This window comes from Kitasatospora sp. NPDC127121, assembly GCF_042677305.1.
GTDB lineage: Bacteria > Actinomycetota > Actinomycetes > Streptomycetales > Streptomycetaceae > Kitasatospora.
In genome coordinates this window covers 39,989-64,932 of the sequence record NZ_JBHXTQ010000045.1, presented here as the reverse complement: position 1 = coordinate 64,932, position 24,944 = coordinate 39,989, and the positions used below count along the sequence as shown (strand labels likewise).

Annotated in this window: 25 protein-coding genes; 9 read left to right on the top strand and 16 right to left on the bottom strand. The window is 70.4% G+C overall.

The genetic code is table 11. The features are described from left to right. Positions 1 to 620: 620 nt before the first annotated feature. The 3 genes from ACFVHI_RS22350 to ACFVHI_RS22340 all read left to right on the top strand — a co-directional run bounded on the left by ACFVHI_RS22350 (position 621) and on the right by ACFVHI_RS22340 (position 3,170). Positions 621 to 1,169: a YceI family protein gene (locus ACFVHI_RS22350; protein ID WP_380341952.1), complete on the top strand. Its 549-nt coding sequence runs from the start codon at positions 621 to 623 to the stop codon at positions 1,167 to 1,169. Positions 1,170 to 1,520: 351 nt separating this feature from the next. After that, positions 1,521 to 1,712: a DUF397 domain-containing protein gene (locus ACFVHI_RS22345; protein WP_380341949.1), complete on the top strand. Its 192-nt coding sequence runs from the start codon at positions 1,521 to 1,523 to the stop codon at positions 1,710 to 1,712. A 261-nt stretch (positions 1,713 to 1,973) separates the two neighbouring features. After that, complete coding sequence (locus ACFVHI_RS22340; RefSeq protein WP_380341946.1) at positions 1,974 to 3,170, top strand: alpha/beta hydrolase family protein; 1,197 nt, start codon at positions 1,974 to 1,976, stop codon at positions 3,168 to 3,170. Between the two features lie 324 nt (positions 3,171 to 3,494). Here the strand turns inward: ACFVHI_RS22340 and ACFVHI_RS22335 are convergent, their stop codons facing one another. Then, entirely contained in the window at positions 3,495 to 3,902 is a 408-nt protein-coding gene (locus ACFVHI_RS22335) for a winged helix-turn-helix transcriptional regulator (protein WP_380341943.1), read from the bottom strand. Between the two features lie 92 nt (positions 3,903 to 3,994). Here ACFVHI_RS22335 and ACFVHI_RS22330 point away from each other — a divergent pair, with 92 nt between their 5' ends. After that, positions 3,995 to 4,744 (top strand): SDR family NAD(P)-dependent oxidoreductase, encoded by a 750-nt coding sequence (locus ACFVHI_RS22330; RefSeq protein WP_380341940.1) that lies wholly within the window; start codon positions 3,995 to 3,997, stop codon positions 4,742 to 4,744. A 209-nt stretch (positions 4,745 to 4,953) separates the two neighbouring features. On the opposite strand, the gene ACFVHI_RS22325 is transcribed toward ACFVHI_RS22330, so the two are convergent. From ACFVHI_RS22325 to ACFVHI_RS22305, 5 genes are all read right to left on the bottom strand, one after another. Next, a complete protein-coding gene (locus ACFVHI_RS22325) occupies positions 4,954 to 5,373 on the bottom strand; it encodes a hypothetical protein (RefSeq protein WP_380341937.1) in 420 nt (139 codons plus the stop codon). A 451-nt stretch (positions 5,374 to 5,824) separates the two neighbouring features. Then, entirely contained in the window at positions 5,825 to 6,973 is a 1,149-nt protein-coding gene (locus tag ACFVHI_RS22320) for a serine hydrolase (protein ID WP_063347206.1), read from the bottom strand. A 199-nt stretch (positions 6,974 to 7,172) separates the two neighbouring features. Next, complete coding sequence (locus ACFVHI_RS22315) at positions 7,173 to 7,730, bottom strand: DUF3291 domain-containing protein (protein WP_063347207.1); 558 nt, start codon at positions 7,728 to 7,730, stop codon at positions 7,173 to 7,175. Between the two features lie 211 nt (positions 7,731 to 7,941). Then, positions 7,942 to 8,340, bottom strand: a complete 399-nt coding sequence (locus ACFVHI_RS22310) for an SRPBCC domain-containing protein (protein ID WP_063347208.1) — start codon at positions 8,338 to 8,340, stop codon at positions 7,942 to 7,944. A gap of 150 nt (positions 8,341 to 8,490) precedes the next feature. Further along, positions 8,491 to 9,183, bottom strand: coding sequence for a DUF1062 domain-containing protein (locus ACFVHI_RS22305; protein WP_063347209.1), 693 nt, complete (start codon positions 9,181 to 9,183; stop codon positions 8,491 to 8,493). An 835-nt stretch (positions 9,184 to 10,018) separates the two neighbouring features. Between ACFVHI_RS22305 and ACFVHI_RS22300 the strand changes: the two genes are divergently transcribed. After that, entirely contained in the window at positions 10,019 to 10,543 is a 525-nt protein-coding gene (locus ACFVHI_RS22300) for a hypothetical protein (protein ID WP_063347210.1), read from the top strand. Positions 10,544 to 10,690: 147 nt separating this feature from the next. On the opposite strand, the gene ACFVHI_RS22295 is transcribed toward ACFVHI_RS22300, so the two are convergent. Further along, positions 10,691 to 11,596 carry a sterol desaturase family protein gene (locus tag ACFVHI_RS22295; protein ID WP_063347211.1) on the bottom strand — a complete coding sequence of 302 codons (906 nt, stop codon included), beginning with the start codon at positions 11,594 to 11,596 and terminating at the stop codon, positions 10,691 to 10,693. A gap of 149 nt (positions 11,597 to 11,745) precedes the next feature. Beyond that, positions 11,746 to 12,468: a hypothetical protein gene (locus ACFVHI_RS22290; RefSeq protein ID WP_063351043.1), complete on the bottom strand. Its 723-nt coding sequence runs from the start codon at positions 12,466 to 12,468 to the stop codon at positions 11,746 to 11,748. Between the two features lie 503 nt (positions 12,469 to 12,971). Between ACFVHI_RS22290 and ACFVHI_RS22285 the strand changes: the two genes are divergently transcribed. Beyond that, positions 12,972 to 14,024, top strand: coding sequence for a HEAT repeat domain-containing protein (locus ACFVHI_RS22285; RefSeq protein WP_079135528.1), 1,053 nt, complete (start codon positions 12,972 to 12,974; stop codon positions 14,022 to 14,024). A 15-nt stretch (positions 14,025 to 14,039) separates the two neighbouring features. Here ACFVHI_RS22285 and ACFVHI_RS22280 read toward each other — a convergent pair whose 3' ends face one another. Then, positions 14,040 to 14,288 (bottom strand): hypothetical protein, encoded by a 249-nt coding sequence (locus ACFVHI_RS22280; RefSeq protein ID WP_159398405.1) that lies wholly within the window; start codon positions 14,286 to 14,288, stop codon positions 14,040 to 14,042. 155 nt (positions 14,289 to 14,443) lie between these two features. Continuing rightward, complete coding sequence (locus tag ACFVHI_RS22275) at positions 14,444 to 15,649, bottom strand: sensor histidine kinase (protein ID WP_079135529.1); 1,206 nt, start codon at positions 15,647 to 15,649, stop codon at positions 14,444 to 14,446. A 330-nt stretch (positions 15,650 to 15,979) separates the two neighbouring features. Between ACFVHI_RS22275 and ACFVHI_RS22270 the strand changes: the two genes are divergently transcribed. After that, a complete protein-coding gene (locus ACFVHI_RS22270) occupies positions 15,980 to 17,977 on the top strand; it encodes a ricin-type beta-trefoil lectin domain protein (RefSeq protein WP_063347214.1) in 1,998 nt (665 codons plus the stop codon). A gap of 81 nt (positions 17,978 to 18,058) precedes the next feature. Here ACFVHI_RS22270 and ACFVHI_RS22265 read toward each other — a convergent pair whose 3' ends face one another. Next, positions 18,059 to 18,652 (bottom strand): TetR/AcrR family transcriptional regulator, encoded by a 594-nt coding sequence (locus ACFVHI_RS22265; protein ID WP_380341928.1) that lies wholly within the window; start codon positions 18,650 to 18,652, stop codon positions 18,059 to 18,061. 140 nt (positions 18,653 to 18,792) lie between these two features. Between ACFVHI_RS22265 and ACFVHI_RS22260 the strand changes: the two genes are divergently transcribed. Further along, complete coding sequence (locus tag ACFVHI_RS22260) at positions 18,793 to 19,749, top strand: SDR family NAD(P)-dependent oxidoreductase (RefSeq protein WP_063351045.1); 957 nt, start codon at positions 18,793 to 18,795, stop codon at positions 19,747 to 19,749. A gap of 66 nt (positions 19,750 to 19,815) precedes the next feature. Here the strand turns inward: ACFVHI_RS22260 and ACFVHI_RS22255 are convergent, their stop codons facing one another. From ACFVHI_RS22255 to ACFVHI_RS22235, 5 genes are read right to left on the bottom strand one after another with little or no spacing between them, the layout of a single operon-like run. After that, positions 19,816 to 20,406, bottom strand: a complete 591-nt coding sequence (locus ACFVHI_RS22255; protein WP_063347216.1) for a hypothetical protein — start codon at positions 20,404 to 20,406, stop codon at positions 19,816 to 19,818. Further along, complete coding sequence (locus ACFVHI_RS22250) at positions 20,403 to 21,803, bottom strand: hypothetical protein (RefSeq protein WP_063347217.1); 1,401 nt, start codon at positions 21,801 to 21,803, stop codon at positions 20,403 to 20,405. Before ACFVHI_RS22250 ends, ACFVHI_RS22255 begins: the two co-directional genes overlap by 4 nt. Then, positions 21,800 to 22,612: an ABC transporter ATP-binding protein gene (locus ACFVHI_RS22245; RefSeq protein WP_208869062.1), complete on the bottom strand. Its 813-nt coding sequence runs from the start codon at positions 22,610 to 22,612 to the stop codon at positions 21,800 to 21,802. Before ACFVHI_RS22245 ends, ACFVHI_RS22250 begins: the two co-directional genes overlap by 4 nt. A gap of 32 nt (positions 22,613 to 22,644) precedes the next feature. After that, entirely contained in the window at positions 22,645 to 23,472 is an 828-nt protein-coding gene (locus tag ACFVHI_RS22240) for a zf-HC2 domain-containing protein (protein ID WP_063347219.1), read from the bottom strand. Further along, complete coding sequence (locus ACFVHI_RS22235; protein ID WP_107453015.1) at positions 23,469 to 23,972, bottom strand: RNA polymerase sigma factor; 504 nt, start codon at positions 23,970 to 23,972, stop codon at positions 23,469 to 23,471. The genes ACFVHI_RS22240 and ACFVHI_RS22235 overlap by 4 nt, the downstream gene beginning before the upstream one ends. A 436-nt stretch (positions 23,973 to 24,408) precedes the next feature. Here ACFVHI_RS22235 and ACFVHI_RS22230 point away from each other — a divergent pair, with 436 nt between their 5' ends. Further along, positions 24,409 to 24,936 (top strand): GNAT family N-acetyltransferase, encoded by a 528-nt coding sequence (locus tag ACFVHI_RS22230; protein ID WP_063347221.1) that lies wholly within the window; start codon positions 24,409 to 24,411, stop codon positions 24,934 to 24,936. Positions 24,937 to 24,944: the final 8 nt, after the last annotated feature.

Here is a 24,944-nt window from a genome sequence, read left to right as displayed (position 1 = left end):
GCGACCCGCTACGACAAGACCCGCGAGTCCTACCATGCCGCCGTCACCATCGCCTCGATCCTGCTCTGGATCTGATCTTTGAAGACGGACCCTAGTACTGCAACCGCATCTGCGTGACGGATGTGGTGTTGGGCTCGTTGGTATGTCTGTGTGCTGATGAGCTGATGGTCGAGCAGGTCGAGTCGCCCCTCGGGTAGGACGATTTGCATTTCGGGGCTCGGCGCCCCGCAGTGCGGCGGGACGCCGAGCGGGTCCTATCGAATCTCCCTACCCAGAGCTGGAATCGGTGGCCTATTCGCGGCCGCTTCGAGACAGCCTCGGGGTGCCGACGGTGGCACCTCCACCGCCGGCTCCGAGCGACGGGTCGCCGCAGCTGACCGTGATGGACTGCACCGATCTCCAAATCGCCAGGCAACTGCGCATCAACGCAAGTAGGGTGGAGCAGCGCCTGACACGCGTGTACCGGAACTCGACGTCAAACGCCGAAGAGACCTTCCCGTGGGCCTGCGCAACGACGGAACCACGACCGGGCGGACAGGCCCCGGAGGCCTCTGACACGGAGCACTCCCAGCCGTCCTCGTCCCCACCGCGGAACCGACTGCCCCTGCCTAAGGATTCATGTGCCGCACACCTCGGACGACCGACCGACCACCCTTGCAGTCGGCACCTACACCATCGACGCCGGACGCAGCACGATCGCCTTCACCACGCGCCACTTCTTCGGCCTGGGCGCCGTGCGTGGAACGTTCGACCTTACCTCGGGGCAGGTGCACGTCGCCGCCGAGCCCACGCAGTCGTCGGCCACGGCTGTCATCGATGCCGACAGCTTCTCGACCGACAGCGGTACCCGCGACAGGGTCGTGCGCTCACCCAAGTACCTGGGCACAGCCGCACACCCCCACATAGCCTTCGCCTCGAACGCCGTCCAGTCCACGGACACCGGGTACGTCCTGCGCGGAGAGCTGACCGTCAAAGCCACCACGCGGCCCATCGAACTTACCGTCGAGCAGCCGGAATTCACAGCCGATGGAATCCGGTTCCGCGCCACCACCAGAATCGACAGGTACGCATTCGGTATCACCGTCGACAAAGGCATGACCGCCCGTCACCTCACCCTTTCCCTCGACATTCTCGCCGTACCCGCCGTAGGCGGCATCCCCGGCGACTAGTACTGCAACCGCATCTGGGGGTTGTGGCCTCGGTGTTTGCAGTGGGAGCGGCGGGCTCGGGCCTGGCTGCGTCGGCGGAAGCGTGACCAGCGCAGATGGTGCTCGCTGGCGTGGTGGCGGGGTGTGACGATGAGGTGGCCTGCCGAAACGGTGCGCGAAGCGGGCATGGAAGCCCACTATCACCTCGGACCACGACTCGACCTGCTCAACCGTCAGCTCGTCAGCACACAGTCATACCAACGACGCCGAACGCCAGCGGTAACGACAGATGCGGTCGCAGTACTAGACACACCACGGCGCAGGAAGTCTGCCAGCCCGACTTCCTGCGCCAAACAACCGACGGGACCCCAAATGACCGACACCAACTGGCAGAAGTCGTCCTTCAGCGGATCCGGTGGCGACTGCGTGGAGATCCGCACCGCCGACGGCCTGGTCGAACTCCGCGAGTCCGACCAGGGCCACCTCACCCTCCACCCCACCCCCGCCCACTTCGCCGCCTTCCTCCAAGCCGCCAAAGCCGGCGAGTTCGACCACCACGCCTAGTGCAGCACCACGTTGATCCTTCGGGGGTTCATGCGGCTTTGAGTGGGCTGCCGTCGTAGGTCCAGCGGTAGGGCTTGGCGTCGTGTTCGTCGTAGCCCAAGACGAGGGTGGCACTCGACGATGCCGGCGAAGGGAACCCCGCGCCGCACGACATAATCCCGGCGGATGACTCCGGTACCTCGCGGAGGCTACGAACGACACCAGAATGTCTACATCCATGGGCTGATTCGATACGGAGCTGCGGAACCTAGCGTCGATCCCATGAAACGCAATCGCCGTATCAGCGCTGTCGCGGTGTTGGCGCTCGCCGCCCTCGTCACCGGAACCGGCGCCGGGTTCGCCGCCACGACCACACCGGTGGCCACGCACGCGTTAGACACCGCACCGGCCACGGCCACCGCGCCCACGCGGTCCTTCCAAGGCGCGCTCCCCGCGCCGACCGGCCCCTACGCCGCCGGCGAGGACGTCATCCACCTCACCGACGAGAGCCGTCCCGACCCGTGGGTGCCGTCATCCGGCCCCCGCCAACTGACCGTCACGATGGTCTACCCGGCCGTCCCCGGGACCGGGACTCCGGCCCCTTACATGACCCTCGCCGAGGCAGCCGGAGTCATCCAGCGGCGGAAGTTGCCGGCGAGCTACGGCGTCACCCCACAGAACCTTTCCGGCGTCACCACTCACGCCTTCGACGGCGCGCGGCCGCAGCGCGGCAAGCATCCGCTGGTGGTCCTCTCACCCGCGTACGAGGACCCGCGCATGACGCTCACCTCGCTCGCGACCGACCTGGCCAGTCACGGCTACGTCGTCGCGCTCGTCGGCCACACCTACGAGGACAGCGGCGAGACGCTGGCGAACGGCCAGACGCCGCCGTGCGCGATCTGCGATGACCCGAAGACGCTCGACTTCGACTCCGTCGCCGCCAGCCGCGCGCTGGACGTGTCCTTCGTGATCGACCGGTTGACGCACGGCAATACCGCGTGGCCTCTGGCGCACCTCATCGACAAGCACGAGATCGGCATGGCCGGGCACTCCCTCGGCGGAGCGGCGGCCGCCGCCACGATGATCGCCGACCCGCGAGTACGGGCCGGAGTGAACATGGACGGCAGCTTCCACCCGGCCCCGATGCCCGGCCAGATCAACCGGCCGCTCCTCATGCTGGGTACGGCCGACTACCACTCGGTCGGCGGCCACGACACCTCGTGGGGGCAGACCTGGGCCGCCCTCGGCGGCTACAAGAAGTGGCTGACGGTCGCCGGCGCCGACCACTTCAGCTTCGCCGACCTGGACCTGCTCCTGGAGCAGGCCGGGTTCCCGACGCCGCCCCTCTCCCCGGAACGCGGGGTGGCGATCACCCGCGAGTACGTGGCAGCGTTCTTCGACCAGACGCTGAAGGGGATCGACAGTCCGCTGCTGGACGGCCCCTCGCCGAACAATCCGGAAGTGCTCTTCCAGTCCTAGTGCAGCGCCGCGTTGATCCTTCGGGGGTTCATGCGGCTTTGAGTGGGCTGCCGTCGCAGGTCCGGCAGTAGGGCTTGGCGTCGTGTTCGTCACAGGCCAGGACGAAGGTGTCGATGGCCGCGGCCAGTTCGTCGCGGGAGGCGAACTGGCCGCGGCGTCGTAGACGTCGGGTCAGGGTGGAGAAGAGCAGCTCGACTTGGTCGAGCCGGCCGGCCTGTTCGGGCGTGTGGTGGATGTTGAAGCGGGGACGGGACCTGTGCTCTCCGGCTGGGGCGGCTGGTGCTGCCGCGAGACTCCGCCGAACCGGTCCATGGGGCTGGCCCGTTACTCGCGCGGTGACGCCTGCTGGCTGTCGTAGTGCTCCTGGGCGGCGAGCAGCTCGTCTCCGTGCCGGCCGAACCACTGGATCAGTTCGGTCAGCGGCCCGGCCAGGCTGACACCGAGTTCCGTCAGGCTGTAGGTGACCTGGGGCGGGTTGGTGGGCGCGACATGGCGGCCGACGAGCCCGGCCCGGGCCAGTGCCTTGAGGTTCTGCGACAGCATCTTCTGGCTGATGCCACCGACTCGTTGGTGCAGCTGCGCGAAGCGGTGCGGGCCGGCGATGAGGGCCGAGATGATCAGTGTCGCCCAACGACTTGTCGTCTGGTCCATGATCGGCCTGAGCACGCACTTGTTGTCGAAGGTGTCGTGGGCCAGGAGCCGGGCGGCTGTCGCGACCTGCTGAGTTTCCATCACAGCAGGAGCTTACAAAAAAGTAGGTACTTCCCAGCAGTAATGGCCTTTCCTACGGTGACCTCGTAAGCACCAACGTTCGAGGAGCCACTGTGAGCAGCAGCAACGCACGTACGGCGATCGTCACGGGCGCATCGAAGGGCCTGGGCGCGGGGATCGCCAAGGCGCTGGCCGGGACCGGCGCAGCCGTCGTGGTGAACTACCGGGAGGATGCGAAGGGCGCCGAGCGGGTCGTCGCGGGCATCACCGCCGAGGGCGGCCGGGCGATCGCGGTCCGGGCCGACGTGGCCCGCAGCGACGAAGTGCGCCATCTGTTCGATCGGGCGCGCGAGGAGTACGGACCGGTCGACGTGCTCGTGAACAACGCGGCCGTCGCCGCCTTCGCGCCACTGTCGGGCATCACCGAAGAGGAGTTCCAGCGCGAGATGACCACGAACGTCCTGGGCACGATCCTCACTACGCAGGCCCTGGCCGCGCAGGACGACATCGGCGCCGCTTCGATCATCAACATCTCGACGGCCGGCACACTCACCCTCCCGCCGTACGCCTCGCTCTATGTCGCGTCCAAGAGCGCTGTCAACGCGTTCACCATCGTTGCGGCCAAGGAGCTGGGCCCGCGCGGCATCCGGGTCAACGCGATCATGCCCGGACCGTCGGACACCGAGGGCACCAGGGCCATGGGATTCCCCGGCTCGGCCCAGGAAGCACAGGCGATCGCCGGCACCCCGCTGGGCCGAACGGGCACCCCGGACGACTACGGCCCGCTGGTGGCTTTCCTGGCTTCCGACGGCGCGCGCTGGATCACCGGGGATGTCATCCTCGCTTCCGGCGGCATGCGCTGACGTCCCGTCCGTTCGGCTCCGGGCTCCGTCGGCTACGAAACACGCCCTGGACACACCACAGCGCAGGAAGTCGGCCAGCCCGACTTCCTGCGCCAAACCAACGGGACCCCAGCCGGCCGACACCAACTGGAAGAAGTCCAGCTACCGCACCTCTACATGAATGAGTCCAAGGGATCCGGGTCGGCCGCAGCGAGGCTGACTGCGCCTGCTCAGTCCAGGCGCCGCCGGTAGTAGGAGATCGTGACGACCGCGAGCAGCGGCCCCCACAGCAGCAGTGGGGCGTAACAGGCGTCCATCACGACGAGTGCCGCCCCGGTCGGGGCTCCCTGCGCCCCTCCGAAGCCGCCCGCCCGGGGGATCGTCAACAGCATCACAACGGCCGCACCGAGCAACGCCGGAATCACCGCCGCCAGCGGCGCGACACGCTTCCCCCCGATCAGCGGGATCCAGCCCGGCACCACCTCGCCCCAGGGCTTGACCAGCCCGAGGGTGAGCAACGTGAGCCCTTCGGCGCCCAGGCTCATCGCGATGCACATGACGCTGAACCAGCCGGGGATGTCCAATCCCGTGGTGTTGAACCCCACCGGCATGCCGACCCCCATCGCGATCCGCCAGATCCCGGACGGCACAGCGGTGAGTGCCGCAATGTGCGCGACTCGGACCACCCAACGGGCAGGAGACCGACTCTCGGAGGCGGCAGCGGCTGTCGGTGTCCCAAACGTGACCATGGCCCCATGCTGTCTCGCGGTCCGCCCCGCCGAATCATGCGCAAGGTCCAACTCGACTCCCCCGCGCGGAGGATGCAGAACCCCGACTTCGACCGGACAGCCGCCGACACCCCTTGGACTCATTCATCTGGACACACCACAGCGCAGGAAGTCGGCCAGCCCGACTTCCTGCGCCAAACAACGGGACCCCAGCCGGCCGACACCAACTGGCAAGAGTCCAGCTACCGCGCCCCTGGCCCATTCGAGGCCGGAAGATAGCCAACAAACCGGGGCCGCCCGGCACCGAAGTGCGCCGGGCGGCCTCGGCGCCGGGACGTCCGCGGCCCCAGCGGCCTCAGCGGCCCCAGCGGCCTCAGCGGCAGAGGGCGGCTTCCACCAGGCCCTCGACGTGCTTCATGGCCGCCGGGTCGGCCGGCCGGTTCGTCACGGCGATGTTCGCCGCAGCGCTGCCGTCCTCCGTGACGCCGCCCCGGGTCTCGTAGCCCGGGAAACTGCCACCGTGGCCCCAGTAGAGCCCGCCGCCACAGGGCAGGGGCTTGCTCACGAGGCCGAGCCCGTAAGCGGCGCCGGGGCCGAGGTAGTCGGCGGGGACGGTCTTCTTCATCTCGGCGAGCTGGGCGGGCCGGAGCAGGTCGCCGTGGAGCAGTTCGGAGAAGAACCGGTTGAGGTCGGAGTTGGTGGAGATCATCTGACCAGCTGCCCAGCCGAAGGACGGGTCCGTCTCCGTGACGTCGCCCAGCGGCGCGTCCGGGGTGTCCCGGTAGTAGCCCTTGGGGTGCGGCTCGCGGATGGTCACGTCGCCGGGGGCGGGGAAGTAGGTGTGGCGCAGGCCGATGCGCTTGACGATGCGGCGGTCGATCTCCGCCGCGAGCGGGCGGCCGGTGACCCGTTGGACGATCAGTCCGGCCACGATGTAGTTCGTGTTGCTGTACTTGGACCGGTCGCCCGGGGCGAAGTCGGCCTTGAACTTCAGTGCGGTGTCGAGGAGGTCGCGCGGCTCGTAGTAGCGGGGCGGGACATCGCCCTTGAGGTAGTCCGGGAGCCCGCTGGTGTGCTGGAGGAGCTGACGGACGGTGATCTTTCGCCCGTCGATGCCGTCCCCGCGGAGGAGGCCCGGCAGGTAGGTCTCGACGGGCCCGTCGAGGTCGATCTTCCCCTCTCCGACCAGTTGCAGCACGACCGTCGCCGTGAACGTCTTGGTGTTGCTGCCCATCCGCACCTGGCCGTCGACCGGGACCTTCGCCTTGGTGGCCAGGTCACCCACCCCGGCGGTGTAGTTGCGGGCGCGGCCGTGCCCCTTCTCGACGCTCGCCAGCGCGCCGGGAATGCCGTCGTCCCGCACCAGCGCGTCGAGGCCCTGCTGGACGATGTCCGGCTTCGGCGCCGCGAACGCCGCGGTCGGGGCCAGCACCCCCGTCGCCAGGGCACCGACGGCCATGGCGGCCACCAGGACCTTCCGGTGCCGGGACGGATGGACGGTCTGCCGCGCCTGCTTGCGCATGTGTCAACTCCGGTTGTTCGTCGAGGGAAACGGCGGATCGCGCCGTTACCCCCACCCTCTCCGGAACAAACCACCTGCGACGATGCTGCTACCCACCCGGTCTTGGGTGGGGTTATCCCCCTATGTCCGCAGGAGTACGGGTTCACGGCAGCACGGCCACCGCCTCCACTTCCACCAACTGGTCGTTGAGGCTTCCTTGTCAGCGGACCTGGTCGCTCTTCGGCCCGATGCCTTCGACCCTGGCCGGAGTTCCGTCCGGGGCGAACGCGTGGTGGAAGGTGAAGGCGTGCGGCGCGGAGCCGTGGTCGTGGAGGTGTTCCAGCCTCGAAACCCCGTCCTGCCAGACGGGTATCACGCCGTCGGAGACCCACCAGAACACGTAAGCCGGGCGTCCTGTCCTCTCGAACCAGTCGTAACGCCTGTTCAGCGCCTCACGGTGCAGACCGGTGTAGATGGCGTCGAGGGCGGAGCGCAGGTCGGTCCAGAGGGAGAGGGTCGCGGCCAGGGCAGTGGTTTCCGCCGTGCAGCCCTTGCCGTACCAGGCCGGTACGGCGAACTCCCCCCATGCGCCCCAGTCCAAGTCGAAGTGCGTGCCCCGGCCGCCGTCTGCCGCTTCGGCATGGGCGAGGTACCCGGGGTGCTCGCTGATCTTCCGGTAGACGGCCTCGCCGGTGTCGTGGAGTTCGCGCGTGAGAGGTGAGGGATCGGCGAGAGGTGACTTCAGGACGCCGAACGTGTACAGCGCAAGATGAGGCATGCGTCTCTCCCTGGTTGGGGGTGCCTGGTGCGGGCCCGGTCGCGGGCGGCTCAGCTCGAAGGAACTCCCGTACGACCGTGGGCGATCGCCGAGGACCAGGTGAAGATAGCCGCCTCCGCGACCCCTGTCGAAGTTGCGTTTTCCCCGCCAAAATGGCCTCTCGCGCCGGCCGTTGCGGGCGCCCCGAACAGCCGGCGGATCGCGAGACGCCTCACCGCGCGTCGAGGAACGAGCTGTCTGCGAACAGGTGCTGGTCTCGGGAGTACAGGAACAGCTCCGCGTCGGCGGAACCGGAGACGAGCGCGCGGGCGGCATCGAGGTCCAGCTCCAACAGGGTCGGCGGATCGTAGGCCGTGACGGCGCCGGAGGCGATCACGGTGAGGCCGTCGGGATCGGTGGCCAGCCAGCGGAGCACCACCGCGCCGCCCTCCGCCGGATCCAACCGGCCGGCGGCAGCCAGCCAGCGCCGCAGCAGTGCCGGGCGCGACAGGTGCCGCCACACCGCGGCCACCGGCTGCGGGTAGTGACGGTAGAAGCACACAGCCTGGTGACCTGCGTCGATGGCGACGATCCTGCCGTCGGGCCTGGGGACGCTCGGGGTGCCGGTCACGCTCCGATCACCGCCTGCCGCCACCGTTGCGGCACCCCGGACTGCGTCGTCGGAGGAGGCTGGACCCACCACGCGGGAGCCCGCCGCGCGGCTCACGAACGGCGAGTCCGTGAGCCGCGCGCGGGTACCGCCCCGCACCGAGCCGTCGGCCTACGCCCCGGACACCGCGCGCGACAGGCGCGGCGGCGCCTCGACGGCGCTGGCGGCGCCGAGTTCGCGCACCGCCTCCCGCCGCGTCGCCGCGACCGGAGCCGCGAGCTGAGCCAGGGTCGCCGCCGGAGCGTGGACCGTCAGCTCGAAGTCGCGGCGGGCCTTGGCGTCCGGGGCGAGCGGCAGGCGGATGCGGCCGTCCGCGACCATCCGGCGGACCCGGCTGCGGCTGAGGCCGAGGCCGGACATGAGCAGGCGTTCGACCCGGACCGGGACCGGCAGCTCGAAGCTCACCAGCACTGTCAGCGGGGTCGGATCGTCGATCGCGTGGAGCGGCGTGCGTGCCTCCAGCTCCCAGGTGCCGCTCCAGTCCAGGCTGTAGTCGTTCTTGGCGGCGAGCGACGCACTCATCGTCAGTTCCCGCACCACGGCGAGGTCGTTGTTCTCGTACGCCTCCCTGCGGGCGGGTTCCAGCGACGACGTGTGGACGCGCTCGTGGACGGGCACCTTCGAGGTCCGGTCGCAGCCCGCGCAGCTGAGCAGCAGCCAGACGTCGAGGAGCTTGCCGTTGGCGTTTACACGGATCTTGCCCGAGGGCCGGTGCCGCGTGCTGGAGCAGTCCGGGCAACTGCGGACGACGGTGGGCAGCGCGGACTGGCGCACGGCCCAACGGGCCTTGCGTTCGGTATGCATGGTGGTCTGTTTCCTGGTTCAGCAGGAACGCGCGCAGGCCGGATCGGCTGGATCGGCCGGGGTTCCTGGGATCTGATGAGTGCTCACGAGGGCGCGTGTCATCGCCTCGGGGCGGGTGGCCGCATGGCGGGCGTCCCGAGGTCGATCGCGCAACAGGTCGTGCCTCTCCGTGGCAACTCGCGACAGCGCGTCTCATCGCCTCGGGACATGGCCGCATGGCCACATGGCCGAGCGCCGAGGGCGGTCGATCGCGTGAGCGCGCGTGTCATCGCCTCAACGCGCGGCCGGTGGCCCGGCGCAGAGGTCGATCGCGTAGGGGTGAGTTGCTACGTGGCAGTCGTCAGCACAGGTACATGCCGCACATCGTGATCTGGGGCGGCGCTCCCCCGCAACCGGTTTTTTCGGACCAACGCCGTCAGACCGGCGTAGTGCTCTGGTGATGCGCACGGCGGTCGTCACCCGCCAGGTCGGAGCGCCGGCCTTGACCAGCCGGTCGCCGCCCCGGGCGGTGACAACCGCCGTGACCAGGCGAGGCAGGTGACAACAATCTCGACCACTTGGTGACAGCTAGCGCGACCACGGCGAGGCGAACGCGCAGGTCGTAGATCGCCCTCGACCGTCGCCGGACCAGATGAACTGAGACAACACCTTGCATCCCAGCTTCCGGGACCAGCTCGCTTGAGATTTTCGGCACCTCAGCGCCTCAACCGATCTGGTCGCCACAGGTCAAAGTCCTTCCCGCAGACCAGATCATTTGGGACGGGGCATCCGCCGACTAGCGCTGACAGTCACATGTGCCCGTTCCTGTGGCCCGCGCACCGCTAACGTCGAGCCCATGATCGTATGGCTCAACGGCACCCACGGCGCAGGCAAGACGACGACCAGTGCACTCGTGCAGCAACTGATCCCCGACTCCCGGGTGTTCGACGCCGAGAAGGTCGGCGAGACACTCATGGACATCACGCCGGGCCTGCCCGGGACGGACAACTTCCAGCACTGGCCGCCGTGGCGGCCACTCGTAGTCGAGACCGCCCGCCACGTGCTCGACTACACCGGCGGGACTCTGGTGATGCCGATGACCGTCCTGGTCGAGCAGTACTGGCGTGAGATCAGCACGGGCCTCGCCCAACACGCCATTCCGGTACGGCACTTCGTACTCCACGCCGACCAGGAGACCCTCCGCGGCCGCATCGCGGGGGACACTGTGGTCGGCCCCAACTCCCGGTTCCGCCTCAACCACCTTGAGCCCTACGCCGAAGCGGCCCGTACCTGGTTGCACGCCGAGGCCGAGGTCGTCGACACCACGCACCTCACGCCCGCCCAGGCCGCCCTGCAGATCGCAGAGGCCGTCAGGAGTTGAGGTCCGCCCGCCACACGCGACAACAACGAGCTCCGGTGTCGATCGAGTAGCGCGAACAGCCTCCACCAGGGACCGGCTCAGCCCGCCCAACGCCCCACTGCGCAGGAAGTCGGCCGGCCCGACTTCCTGCGCAGCCCCGGCGCAGGATCAGACGCTGCCCGCCTTTTCCTCGACCAGGACGGCGCCGGATGCCGGTTCGGGCTTGCGCAGCGGGAGCTTGGACCAGCGGAACGGAGCCAGCAGCAGGCCGAGGTAGGAGTCCGGCAGGCGGACCTGGTCGGCCAGGCCGATGTCCTCGGGCGGCATCCGGTCACCGGGCAGGTAGAAGGTCCCGAACAGCAGATCCCACAGGACGACCTTGCCGCCGAAGTTCTTGTTGGCTTCGCGCAGGTCCCTTGAGTGGTGCCAACGGTGCCCTTCCGGTCCGGGCACCAGGTAGTTCAGCGGGCCCAGCCGGACGTCCATGTTGGAGTGCATGGTGACGCCGTGGCAGTTGTAGAAGGTGAGAAGGATGATCAGGCCGGAGATGCTGTGCAGCGTCCACCCGGTCAGGGCCAGCGGGAAGACGATCGCCACGTCGTCGAGGAAGAAGTCAATGGGGTGGAACCGGGCGGAGTTGAGCCAGTAGAGCCGCTCCGAGCTGTGGTGCACCGCGTGGAAGCGCCAGAAGACCCGCGAACCGTGAATCCAGCGATGCATCCAGTAGTAGAAGAACTCTCCCACCAGGAGCGCCAGTGCGGCCTGGGCGACGGGAGGCCAACTCGTCGGCCACAACGTGCTGTCCAGCTCTTCGGACAGCAGGACGGATCCGGCGAACAGGACCGAGAGGAACAGCGGCTCGATCAGCCGGGCGACCACCAGCAGGGCCACCAGACTGGAGGTGGCGTCCGACACGACGTCCTTGCGCGAGCGGTTCCAGCCCTCGTAGAACGGCTGGACCCGCTCCAGGACGGCCACGTACACCGAGGCGAAGAGGGTGACCATCGGCACGATGGCCCACTGCGGGAACGAGGTGTCGACCAGGGTGATGGACGCCCCGAGTGTCAGCACCATGAGGATCGGATAGCTGAGATAGCGGATGGTGAAACGCAGGGTTCTGCGCGCGGCGCCAAGTTCTCTTGCGGTTGCTAAGTTCATTCCTGATCTCCCCCTGGACTTCTTCGGAATTCTTCTGCACCCCTCCGCGCGGGACGGGCAGGTATTTATTGGCTTCCGGCCATCTGCTGCCATATCCGAACCGGCCCCAGCGGCGCGAATCCGTTTTCCTCGGCGGCCGCCAGCTCCGCGTCCCGCTCATATCCGACCAGGTCGACTCCCGGCGCCTCTTCGTGAGCACAGGAGACGAGACCGGCCCATGTCCGGGCGGATTCCCCCGGGGGGCCGAAGACGTTCGTCACCCCCGCCACACCATGGCTCAGGTGAAGCACGGCTCCCGCCACCAGGCTGTCGCCCGAGAATCCCCCGAGGAAGATCACGTCGTCATCGAGCAGAAGGGTTTCTGGGAACGTGTTCACCGATGTGTCGCCGCCCGCCCATGCCCGCTCCCACGTGCGCAACTCATCGGCACCGGTGATACGCCGCCACCGCTGGTCGGCGCCGCCCCGTGACGCCACCGGCACCGAGGCCGCGACCGCAGCCGGCCGATGGATCCACTCCGCCTCGATGAGAATTCGATAGTTCCCCGGGAGGAGATCGGCGTTGGCGAAACTGTCCTTGACGAAAAGCGGCCCCAGCGGTGCCTCCCGCAGGACGTCGAGAACCTCCGAGCCGGACATCGACGGGCTCAGAATCACCAGATTCGGGTAGTACGTGAGGCTCTTCTTCAGATTCACCCACGCGACGTCGGAGAGTTCTCCGGAGAACCCGTGCGCCCGACACATCGCCTCGCACCAGGACGAGTTGTTCCGGGCCGCGGCGAGCAGCATCGGCGCCACCTGGGAGTCGGCAGCCGCAGCCCGGTCATTGCCGAACCGTCTCACCGCGAAGGCCCCAACCGGGAGAACCGATCGACACCAGCGGACCCACAGCCTCGCAACGTCCACCAACTCCCTTTCATCAAGGCCGAATCCGCGCCCGGCCGGCTTCCGCACCGCCGACCCTTCGAAAGGGATGGGTCCTGTCCGGGAAATCCCCGGACTGCACTCCGGCCGCCCGAGCAAACGCCCCGACCGGCACACCCGAACACGACGGGCTACTGGACCGCCACTGACGCCTCGGGCCGAACGCCTTCAACGACCTTCTCGCGCATCAGCGTTGCGCAGTGCTCCGCTATGATCACCCCTGCTCATGACCACGTCAAGATCCTTTCCGGGGTCACTCCTACGGCACCCGCACACGCCCGCCGGCGTCGACGCGTCCGTGGACCGGAAGCGCGGTCGGGCCGACAATTACCGCGCACACTCGCGGTTTCGTGCACCACAATGCCCGCATGGAAACGGACACCGTGGCGGAGCTGGTCACGCGGGCACTGTCGGCAATGCGCGCCATCATCGCCTCGGACGACCCGGACGACCACGACGGCTGGGACGAGTACGCACCGCTGCTGTGGCGCGCGTCCGCCGACGAGGCGGCGCTGCCGCTCGGCCTGGAGCTCATCGGCTCCGCCGATCCGATCGAGCGCGCGACAGGCTGCGACCTGCTGCGCGACACCAACTACCACCACGAGGCAGTCCGCACCGAAACGGCCACCGCACTCGTCGCCCTCGCCCAGCGGGAAACCGACGAGCACGTGCTGCGCTCCCTGGCACGCGCGATCGAGCAGACGCACGACCCGCGCGCCGTCCCCGTCCTCGTCACCCTCGCCGGGCACCCTGACGCCGAGGTCCGCGAGCAGGTGGCCCGCTCGTTCGCCGAGGTCCTCACCGGCCTGCCGGACGGGCCGGACATCCACACCCTCATCGGGCTGACCCAGGACCAGAACCCGCACGTCCGCGACTGGGCGACGTTCACCCTCGGCGTCCAATCCGGGGCGGACAGCCCCGCGATCCGGGCCGCGCTCTGGGAGCGGACGGCCGACGAGCACGACGAGACCCGCATGGAAGCACTCCACGGACTGGCCAGTCGGCACGACCCCCGCGTCGTCCCGCTCCTCGCCGAACTGGTCGGCAACCCCGAGGGCGCACACGCCCTCACCTTCAGCGCGGAGCCGATCACGGGCGCCCCCCAACTCCTGCCGCCCCTCCCGGAGTACGAGCCCGGCGACGACTGGACCACCGACGCCGTGAACGCCTGCAACCCGGTGCGGCGGGCCCGCCTGGACGCCTTCGCCTGGGAACTGGTCTGCACGCTCCACCGGCTCCGCCCCGACCTGGACGCCGCCGTCTCGATGGAACGCTGCGGCTGGGGCCGTTTCCTCGGCATCCACGCCGCCTCGGAGGCAACGGGCTACGACATCGAGGCGCTGCTCACCCGCGCGGACGGCGACCCCATACGCGCTGCCGAACTGGTCTCAACCGACCTGCCGAGAACCCAGCCCGCCTGATCTAGCCCGACTGATCTAGCCCTTGGTGCCCCTGCCGCGCAGGAGGTCCGCGATGCGCGCGTCGACCTGCTCGCGGTCGTAGCCGCGCCGCACGATCTCGAACGCCGGCGGGGGCGGCGGTGAACCGGCTTCGGACAGGGCGCTGAGGTAGCGGTCGACTTGCTGGCGCTCGTAGCCACGCCGTACCAGGTCAAAGCCACGGAACTCTGGCGTTGTTGACACTTCGCGTGTCCTCCCACCTTCTGTGTCCACGTTGATCGCCATGGCACTGGCGATGGAAACGCCGGTGCGGCCACCGGTGCCCACCGGCGTGGCCGCAGCTCACACCCTAGACCCCACCCACCGACGGACGGCGGGCAGTCTCCGGGCCGTCGAAACCCGTCAGCCCAAGGCCGTCTGAACCCGTCAGCCCCCGCCCGTCAGCCCCGCCCCCTCCGGTCGAGTCGCAGCGGCAGCACCCCGCGGACGCGCCAGCCGCGGGCGTGCGGGCCGGCGGACAGGTCCCCGCCGAGGGCGCCGATCCGCTCGGACAAGCCGGCCAGGCCGGTGCCCCCACCGCCGGGGCGGCGGGCCGGCAGACCGCCTGGGCCACCGAGGCCGCCCTGCCGCCCGCTGTCGGTGACGGTGACCCGCAGGGCGGGGCCCGGGACGCCAACCACCTCCACCTCCAGCCGGCCCGCGCTCGGGGCGTGCCGACGGACGTTGGTCAGCGCCTCCAGGACGACGCGGTAGGCCGCGTCCTGGATCGCGTGCGGGGCGGTCCCCGCCAGGCCCGGCTCCAGTTCGAGGGAGCCGCCGGTCGTGCCGGACGCCAGGAAGCGGTCGACCATCTCCGGGAGGTCGGCGAGGCCGTGGACCTTGGTCGGCGGCGGTTCGGCGAGCGCGGGCGCCTCCGGGTCGCGCAGGGTCTGCAGGGTGTGGTCCATCGAGTCCAGCGCCCGCAGACCGGCCGCCTCCAGGCGGGACAGGAGCTCGCTGTTCTCCTCTTCGTCATAGGCGCTGACCTGGGCGGCCTGGACCTCCAGCAGGATCCCGGTCAACTCGTGGGCGACGAAGTCGTGGAGATCCCTGCCCACGTCGAGCCGCTGCTCCCGGCGGGCCCGCTGGACGGCGCGGGCCCGCTGGTTGTCCTGGCCCCGCAGGTAGAGCCCGACGCCGACGGCGCAGGCCACCGGGAACATCGCCATGGCGACGGCGACCACCGACGGTTCGAGGACCGCCTGCGGCAGCAGGCGCGTGAAGCGCAGCGGGAGCGCCATCAGCGCGAGCGCCAACGCCGAACCGACCAGGGCGGCTTGGCGGACCGGCGCCCGCCGGATCACCCTCCCGGCCAGCACCAGCATGGCCACGAACTCGACCGGGAGCCACGACAGTACCAATCCCTGCGGTCCGGGATGGACGGCGTCCGTGACGAGCGAGAGCCCCGCGACCAGGCCGGCCGCCAGGACGGGGGCGACCGGGCCCAGCGGCCGGCGCAGGATCGCGGTCGCCATCGCCGCGGCGGCGACGACGGCCCCGGTCCACGCACTCGGTGGGGCGATCGCCGCCGGGGCCGCGACCACTGCCGTCGCCGCCGCACACACCGCGCGGCGGCGACGCGTGTCAGGCACCAGTTCGGTCTGCACGGGCCGAGCCTACGCACGGCGGAGGAGCGGTACACCCCCCAGCACATGACGGATCGTCAGGCATCTGCCGTTCGGCAAACCGGCACTGGTCGACCGACTCCCCGAAGAGCCGTACGGGGCCGCTGACTTGACCTTCCCAGAGCTGTCCCTTGACCTTTCGAAGGCCGGCCACCGGCATTGAATTCGGTCCGCGGAGTCCACTCATCCGGGACGGCACATAAAAAGGCGTCAAGACCTCCCGGCTCGCCATATGGATTCCGTATGGAGTCGCGAGACGGAGGATTCCGGAACCTACGATCCATCCTTGCCGACCAGAAAGATGAATCCGATATGAAACCCCTGTCCCGCCTCAAACGCGCCCTGGCCTGCGGGATCGCCGCAGTCGCCATGGTCTCCGGCCTGACCGCACAGGCCCAGGCCGCGCCGGAGCCGCCCCTCCACGCGGACAAGACCTGTGGAACCCCGGCCTCGCCGGGCGGCGGCAACTGCATGACCGCGCTGATCAGCTCCGCCTTCGACACGATCAGGCTCATGCGCAACGCCGCCAACCTCAACAAGCTGGACAACGCGGAGTTCACCCAGAGCACCGCGTCGAAGTTGAGCGCGAAGTTTCCCGGGTTCAACGTCATGGTGTTCAAGACCGTGGGCACCGACCTGTACGACACCGAGTGGTTCAAGAACGAGTACAAGTCCGACATGAAGGGGGTGTTGATCGACACCACCTACAAGCTCAACCATTTCATGGACAAGGAGAAGAAGGAGCCCTCCGGCTACGACATATTCCGGATCTGGGTTTTCCAGGGGGACTCGACCCTCCGCAACCGCGGCGACGGCGGGTACATGAACTGGGCGTTCATCGGCAATGACGGCGACACCGTCAAGAAGGAGCCGTGGACCTGCCGGGCGGGCACCGCGCGGCCGTACAAGTGCGACGGCGACGTGCGCAGCATCCACTTCCCCGCGCGGTCCGGCTACGGCACCAGGACCGGCAGCCTGACCCCCGACTCCAGCCCCGGCTACCACGCCTGCCTGGACGTCAACGGCAACGGCAACGCGAACGGCACCCCCGTGCAGATGTGGGAGTGCAACGGCAGCGACGCCCAGAAGTGGACGTACAACGGGTACAAGCTCCAGGCGGCCAACGGCAAGTGCCTCGACCTGGAGGCCAACAAGGCCGCGAACGGGACCAAGCTCCAGGTCTGGGACTGCCTGGAGATCCCCGGTCAGCGCTGGAACATGTCGGCCAGCGGCGGTTTCCGGCACATGACGGACATGGACGACCGGTCCAAGGACGTCTGCATCGACGACTTCAACGGCCGGACCTCCAACGGCAGCACCGTGGCGGCCTGGGCCTGCGGCTCCGAGGACCGGCGTGACGCGCCCAACCAGAACTGGGCCTGGGACGGCACCCCGCCGACCACCAACCCGCCCACGCCCGGCGGAGGCGGCGGCAACAACGGCGCCGACGTGTACCTGAAGCTCGACAACGGTCTGGGCGCCGTCCCGGTCAGCGGCTCCGCCGGCGCGTCGGTCGTCCCCGGCCTCCGGGGTGGCAACGAGTCCAAGTGGAAGCTCACCTCGGTCGGCGGCGGTCGCTACCGGATCACCAGCTCGTACGGGCTGGAACTCACCGAGAACGGCAACTACATGGCTGAACTCCAGCCGTGGAGCAACTCCTCCCAGCAGAAGTGGGAGCTCGTCGGAGTCGGCAACGGCAAGTACCAGATCCGGATCTCCGACGACGACTGCCTCGCGCACGACGCCGACTTCAAGCAGCTCGGCGTGTGGACGTGCAAGTCGGGCTGGCAGCAGGCGTGGGTGCTGGAGTCCACCTCCGGCGGCGTGATCACCCCGACCGACCCGACCACCCCGACGAAGCCGGACCCGAAGCCCAAGCCGGACCCCAAGCCGAAGCCGGACACCAAGCCGACCGTCCCGACCGAGCGGCCGCTGTTCCTGAAGCTCTCCAACGGCCTGGGCGCGTCGGCCCCCACCGAGACCTCGACCTGGGGTGCGCCGATCGTGGGCGGGATCCTGGGGTACAAGGGGTCCACCTGGACGATCAAGCCGCTGGGCGGGGACCGCTACCGGATCGTCAACGACCTCGGGTACAACCTCACCGAGAACCCCGACACCTACGTCGCCGAGCAGCAGGCGTGGGGCGGCACCTCCAACCAGAAGTGGCAGTTCGTCGGCCTCGGCAACGGCAAGTACCGGGTCCAGATCGACGACGACAACTGCCTCACCCACGACTCCGACTTCAAGCAGCTCGGGGTGTGGAGCTGCGAGGGCGGCTGGAAGCAGGAGTGGACCTTCCAGCTCCTCTGACCCCGGCCGCACCAGGCCGCAGTCACGACGAAGGACGAAGGGCGCCAGCCGCGTACGGTTGGCGCCCTTCGGTCGTTCTTCTCAGCCGAGGTCCCGCCCGGAGGCGGAGTGGTAGCGCAGGCCGTCCATCAGGAGGTCGAGGAGGCGTTCCATCCGGGCGTGGTGCTCGGGGGTCGTCGCGGCCATGGACAGGCCGCTGAGGCTGAACAGCACGTCCTCCGGTTCGACGTCGGCGCGCAGCACGCCCGACTCGGCCCCGGCCCGCAGGAGTCGGGTGATCGCGGCGGTCAGCATCGCGCGGCTGTGCGAGAAGGGGTCGCCGCCGGAGGCTATGAGCGCGCGCAGCGCGTCGGACATCCCGCGCTTGGTCGTCATGTAGCGGACGAAGCCGTCCATCCAGGCGCGCAGCGCGGCGTCGGGCCCCCTACTGGCCAGGAGCTCCGCGGCGGAGTCGCACAGCTTGGCGAGTTCGCTGCGGTAGGCCGCGTCGACGAGTTCCTCGCGGGTGGCGAAGTGCCGGTAGAGGGTGCCGATGCCCACGCCGGCCTCCTTGGCGATCGCTCCGAGCGTCGCGTCCGGTCCGTCCTGGGCGAAGGCCCGTGCGGCCACTTCGATCAGTCGGTCGCGGTTGCGGCGCGCGTCGGCGCGCAGCGGCCGGGGGTCGGCGGTGGTCACGGCTGGTCCTCCTCGGGTTGCAAGCGGAGGATCCTCCGCTTAACCTGGAGACATGCGGAGGGCCCTCCGGTTTCCACTCTACCGGCCGCACCCTCCCGCGCACCCCCAGCTCCGGTCACCCAACCAGACGGGAAATGATCATGAACGCCAGCGCCCCGCGCCTCACCTCCCCCTTCGGCGCCGAGTCCACCGCCGCCGAGGTCATCTCCGGCGTCGACCTGACCGGCCGCCGCGCCGTCGTCACCGGCGGCGCCTCCGGCATCGGCGTCGAGACCGCACGCGCCCTCGCCTCGGCCGGCGCGCAGGTCACCCTCGCGGTCCGCAACCTCGACGCCGGCGCCCGCACCGCCGAGGACATCACCGCGACCACCGGCAACAAGGACCTCCGGGTCGCCCCGCTGGACCTGGCCGACCAGGCCTCCGTCGCCGCGTTCGTCGCCGCCTGGGACGGGCCCCTGCACATCCTGGTCAACAACGCCGGCGTGATGGCCTCGCCCGAGGTCCGCACGCCGGAGGGCTGGGAGCTCCAGTTCGCCACCAACCACCTCGGGCACTTCGCGCTGGCCACCGGCCTGCACGCGGCCCTGGTCCGGGACGGCGGCGCCCGCGTCGTGGCCGTCAGCTCCAGCGCCCACCACCGCTCCCCCGTCGTCTTCGAGGACATCCACTTCCGCGAGCGCGCCTACGAGCCCTGGTCCGCCTACGGCCAGTCCAAGACCGCCAACGTCCTGTTCGCGGTCGAGGCCGCCAAGCGCTGGGCGGCGGACGGTATCACCGTCAACGCCCTGATGCCCGGCGGCATCCGCACCGCCCTCCAGCGCCACGTCTCCGAGGAGGAGCTCGACCGGCTGCGCGCCCAGGCCGCCAACGGCGCGGAACTGCTGTGGAAGACCACCGAGCAGGGCGCGGCGACGTCCGTCCTGCTCGCGGCCTCGCCGCTGCTGGCGGGCGTCAGCGGCCGCTACTTCGAGGACTGCAACGAAGCCGTCCGCGGCGAACTCAGTGCCCGCACCGGCGTCGCCGAGTACGCCCTCGACCCCGAGGCGGCCGCCCTGCTCTGGCAGGTCTCGCGCGACACCCTGGGCAGCCGCGACTGACAGCCCCCAGCAGAACGCCCCGCTCCCCCAACTCGCAGAGGGGGAGCGGAGCGCGGGGCGGGCCAGTTACCTGCGCGGCCCCACCAGGGCGTAGACCCCGGCGCCGGTCACCAGCAGGCCCACCGCCGTCCAGGTGGACGCCTCCGTGCCAGGGGGGTAGGACATCCAACCGAACGCCTTCCCCACGGTGTTGGGCGGCAGCGGCGGGGAGAGGACGGCGAACGCGAGCCAGGCGGTCGGCAGGGTCCAGGCGAGGTGCGCCCCGCACACCACCGCCCCGAACGCGGCCAGGCCGGCCAGGCCCGCGGTGTCCCGGACGACGACCTCGGTGGGGGCGAACCTCGGCCCCACCGCCTGGACCGCCAGCAGCGCCGCACCCGCGACCACGCCGATCAGCAGCGCGTGCGCCGCCCGGCGGGGCGCCCACCGGATCGCGGCCGTCCTGTCCAGTGCGGCGTCCTGCCCGCCGAGCCCGACGGAGCCGGCCGCCACGCCCGCGGCGAGCACGAAGTACACGATCGGGTTGATCGCGTCCGCGTCCATCGCCCCCGTGCCGCCGCCCCGGTTGAAGGCCCACACCACCAGCGCGGTGAGCGCGACCGCGGCGGCCGACGTGGACACCTGCCGTGAACGCGCGTACAGCATCAGCCACCTCATCGCGACGCTCCCCCGGCCAGCTTCGGAACCTGCTTGTACCCCTCGCAGGAGAGCGCGGCGGCGTGCAGCTCGACGATCCGCGAGCGCTGCTCGGCCGGCGGCAGCGCCATCAGCTTCTGCCACGCGAGGTCGGCCTCCGCCCAGGTTTCGAGCGCGTACCGGCTGGTGCCCTTCTCCTGCAGCGGTTGGAGCTGGGAGTCGTGGAGGGCCCAGCTCACGGCGATGCTCTGGGCGGGGATGTCGTGGCTCCCCCCGCCCTCCTTGTCGTTGTCCGGGTAGCAGCTCGGCGCCAGGCCCCTGGCGATCAGCGCGCGGGTCAGCTTGTCACCCTTCGCGTCGGCGAGCATCCGGTCGTTGAAGTCGACCAGCAGCACGTCTGCGGAGAGTTCGCGTGGCGCGGCGAGCTCGTGCAGCGCGGTGTCCTCCCGCACCGAGGTCGGCGCCTTGTCGCCCAAGGCGTCGTGCAGCACGGGCATCGCGTCCTTGCTGCGCTGCGCGAGCTCGGCCAGGCGTGAACGGCTCGCCTGCGTCACGCACACCGGCCCGTCGCACACCAACGCCGCGGCGGCCTTGTCGACGACGTAGGTGTCGCGCGCGGCGGCCGGGAGCACCAGCAGGGCCAGGCCCAGGCCGGCCAGGACGGGAGTCACCGCGAGCAGCCGGGCCCGGCGGGTCACGGCCGCCAGCAGCGCGAAGCCGGTGGCGAGCAGGCCGAGCAGCCAGAGCGTCTGGCCGAGGTGGACGGAGCCGGACAGGGTCAGCAGCATCTGCCGCGGCTCCACGGTCGCCGGGGACAGCTGGGCGAACCGGTTCGACACCCTGCCCGTCGGCACCGCCGCTTCGTTGTTCATGCGCAGGAACAGGCCCGTCCCCACGAAGACGATCACCACCAGGGCCGGCGGCGTGAGGGTGGAGGGCAGCGCCCGCGCGACGCCCATGCCGAACACGGCGCCCGCGACCAGGGACAGTGCCGCCACCAGCGAGATCGGCAGCCAGCCGAGGGATGCGTAGCTGGTCGGACCGGCCGCCACCTGGACTCCGCCCACCAGAACCAGCAGACCGAAGCCCACCGCCAGCGCGAGCCCGATCGCACCGGCCGGCAGCGCCGCACGGCGCCAGGCCGGCAGCGGCGTGGTCGTCAGCAGCTCGGTCATCCGCGAGCGGGATTCGCGCAGCCCGTACACCGCCCCGATGCCGATCACGAACGGCCACCAGAAGGCCAGCAGGGACCGGGTCCACATGGCCATGGTGGTCCACTGGGCCGTCCACCCCGCGGTGCCGTGCCACCAGAGCGCGTCGAACGGGAAGAAGACCGCCAGGCTGCCGGCCAGCACGACGATGCCGGCCCACGGGGCGGCGGAGCGCCTCAGCTCCGTCCGCAGCACACGTCCGTTCACCAGGCGCTCCCCTGCTGGCCGGAGTTGCTGAGCAGCGCCGAGTAGCCGCGCTCCAGGGGGCTGTCGCCCGGGTGGTCGGTACTGCCCGCCGCGCCCAGTTCGTCCGGCGTGCCCTGGAAGACGAGGCGGCCGTCGGCGAACAGCACCACGTCGGAGCAGGCGGCCGCGACGTCCTCGACCAGGTGGGTGGAGACGACCACGCAGGTGTCGCGGCCCAGGTCCTGCAGCAGTTCGCGGAAGCGCAGCCGCTGTGCCGGGTCCAGGCCGGCCGTCGGCTCGTCCAGCAGCAGCACCGCGGGGGAGTTGACGATGGCCTGGGCGATGCCGGCCCGCCGCACCATGCCGCCGGACAGGGTCTTCATCCGGTGGTCGGCGCGGTCCGCCAGGCCCACCCGTTCCACGGCCCGCTGGACGGCCCCGGGGATGTCCGCCTTCGGCACCTCCTTCAGCCAGGCCATGTACTCGACGAACTCGCGCACCGTGAAGCGCTTGTAGTAGCCGAAGTCCTGCGGCAGGTAGCCGATCTGGCGGCGCAGGGCCCGGTGGTCGACCACCCGGCCCCCCAGGGAGGTGCCGAGCATCTCCAGTTCGCCCTCGGTGGGGCGCAGCACGGTGGCCAGCGTCCGGATCAGGGTGGTCTTGCCCGCTCCGTTGGGCCCGAGGAGCCCGTGGGCGCCGATGCCCAGGGAGAGGTCGAGCCCGTCGACGGCCATCTTGCTCCGTCCGACGCGTACCCTCAGGCCGCTGGCCCGGATCTCCCAGGCGTAGGTCTTCGGCGCGGTGTCGGCCGCGCTCGCCGTATACGTCATGCGATGGTCCCTTTCCAGGGTGGACATGGGTTTCACAGCGTTGAGTACGCGTCCCTGCGGGCGATCACGGCGCAGACGCCGAGCGCGAGGAGCAGCCCCCACACGGGCAACTGGTCGCGGTGCAGGGCGAGTTCGAGGACAGCGGGGATGCGGCCGGTGACGAACGTGGGCACCACGACGGCAGCGCCCCACACGGTCACCAGCCCCACGGCGGCGCGGGTCACGCCGATCACGGTGCCCAGCGCCAGGGCGGTGGAGGTGAAGGCCAGGGAGGGCAGCAGCCACTGCGCGGCCGTCGTGTTCCCGGTCAGCCATCCCCCCAGCAGGAGCCCGGGCACGACCACCACGAGGACCGCGGTGGTGCGCCTGAGCAGCAGGGCCAGGCCGGCCCGGGCGGTCGAGGCGGTCAGTTCGTGCGCCGGGTCCAGGCCGCGCGACCACGATGCGGCGACACCGCACAGCGGCAGCACGGGCGCGATCAGCGCCACCATCGAGGAGCCGCCGAAGACCTTCGCCGGCGCGGCCACGTCCAGCAGCAGCGCCATCAGGGTGACGACGGCGGTCATCGCCAGCCACGGGGTCATGGCCGGTGTCAGCCAGGCCGACACCCAGGTCGGGCGGTGCCGCCTCCGAGGCGCCCCGACGGCCGCGCCCAACTGCGCGTCCAGACCGGCCCGGACGGTGTCGACGAGCGCGGCGACGCCGGGCGCCTCGGTGGCCACGGAGGCCGCCAGCAGGCTCCGGCACGGCGCGCACGTCTCCAGGTGGGCCTCCAGTGCCCACACCGTGTCCGCGGCCATCGCCGTGTCACCACGCGCGTAGTCGTCGATCAGCCGCCTCGACGCGTGTTCCGCGTTCATGCCAGCGCCTCCCGCATCGCGATCCGGGCCCGGCGGGCACGGGTCTTGACCGTGCCTTCGGGCAGTCTGAGCAGGACGGCGGTCTCCCGGACGGAGAGCCCGTCGAGCACCGTCGCCTGCAGTACGTCTCGGAGTTCCGGCGCCAGCCGCCGCAGGGCGTCGCCCACGTCGCCGCCGACGGTCCCGGCGAGCGCCTCCTCCTCCGCCGCGGGCACCACGGCCCGCTCGGCGGCGGCGACCGGCGGTTCGGCGTGGTGGGCACGGCGCCGGAAGGCGTCGACGAGGCGGCGCGCCGCGATCGTCCACAGCCATCCGACGGCCGTCCCGCCGACGGCGCTCCCGGCGAACGCACCGGCCGCGCGCCACACCGCCAGATAGGTCTCCTGCATGACCTCGGCGACGATCTGCTCGTCCGCGCAGCGGCGGCGCAACCGCACCGCCAGCCATGGCGACGTGCGCCGGTACAGCTCGTCGAACGCCGCGCGGTCACTTCTGGCGATCAGCCGGACGAGGCGTTCCTCGTCCAGCTCGTCCAGTGCTCTCCTGCGTGATCTCACACCAGCCAGACGCCGGCGACCGCGCGCAGGTTCTGCGTTCGACATGACCTGCGTCACATGAAAGCAGCACAGGAAGTCGGCCTACCCGACTTCCTGCGCTGCGGCGACCTCGACGCCCGGATCAGGCACCTGCGGTGGCGAGCACCCCGCCGCCCTACCGGTCCTCGGCCGTCCGCGCCAGCAGCGCGATCTCGGCCGCCACCGCCTCCGGCTCGGCCGCGACGGCGATGTCGAACACCGGCAGCATGTCCCGAACCGGCCTGGCCGACACGAGGACCACCCGGTACCGGCCCGCTCGCACTCCCCGATCGCCACCGGCGCTCCGGCCTCCCGAAAACCGCTTGCCGGGCGGACGACGGCCCCCGTACCGTCGCCCGGCGTGACCCCGACCCTGCGCACCGAGCGCCTGCTGCTCGACCCGTACGTCCTCGCGGACGAAGAGGACTTCGTGACGCTGTTCCAGGACCGGGAGGTGTCCCGGTGGATGGGCGACGGCCCGCAGTCCGAGGCCGAGGACCGGGCCCTGTTCGGCCGCATCTTCACCCAGGTGTACGCCTCGAACCGGTTCGACGTCTGGGCCGTCCGGCAGGGCGGCCGCCTCGTCGGGCACGCCGAGATCAAGCCCACCACCGTGGTCGAGGGCTTCGAGATCGTCTACGCGCTGGCCCCGGAGGCGTGGGGCCGCGGCCTGGGCACCGAACTGGCGGCCGCGATCGTCGACTACGGCTTCACCGCCCTGGGGCTGGCCGAGGTGCACGCGACGGTCGCCGACGCCAACCTCGCTTCGCTGGCATTGCTGGGCAGGATCGGCTTCCGGCACGTCCGCGACATCACGGAGGACGACGGCAGCACGACCCGCCTGCTCACTCGGGGCCGCGCCGATGCCGCCGGAGCCGCCTCGCCGTAGCCGTCCCG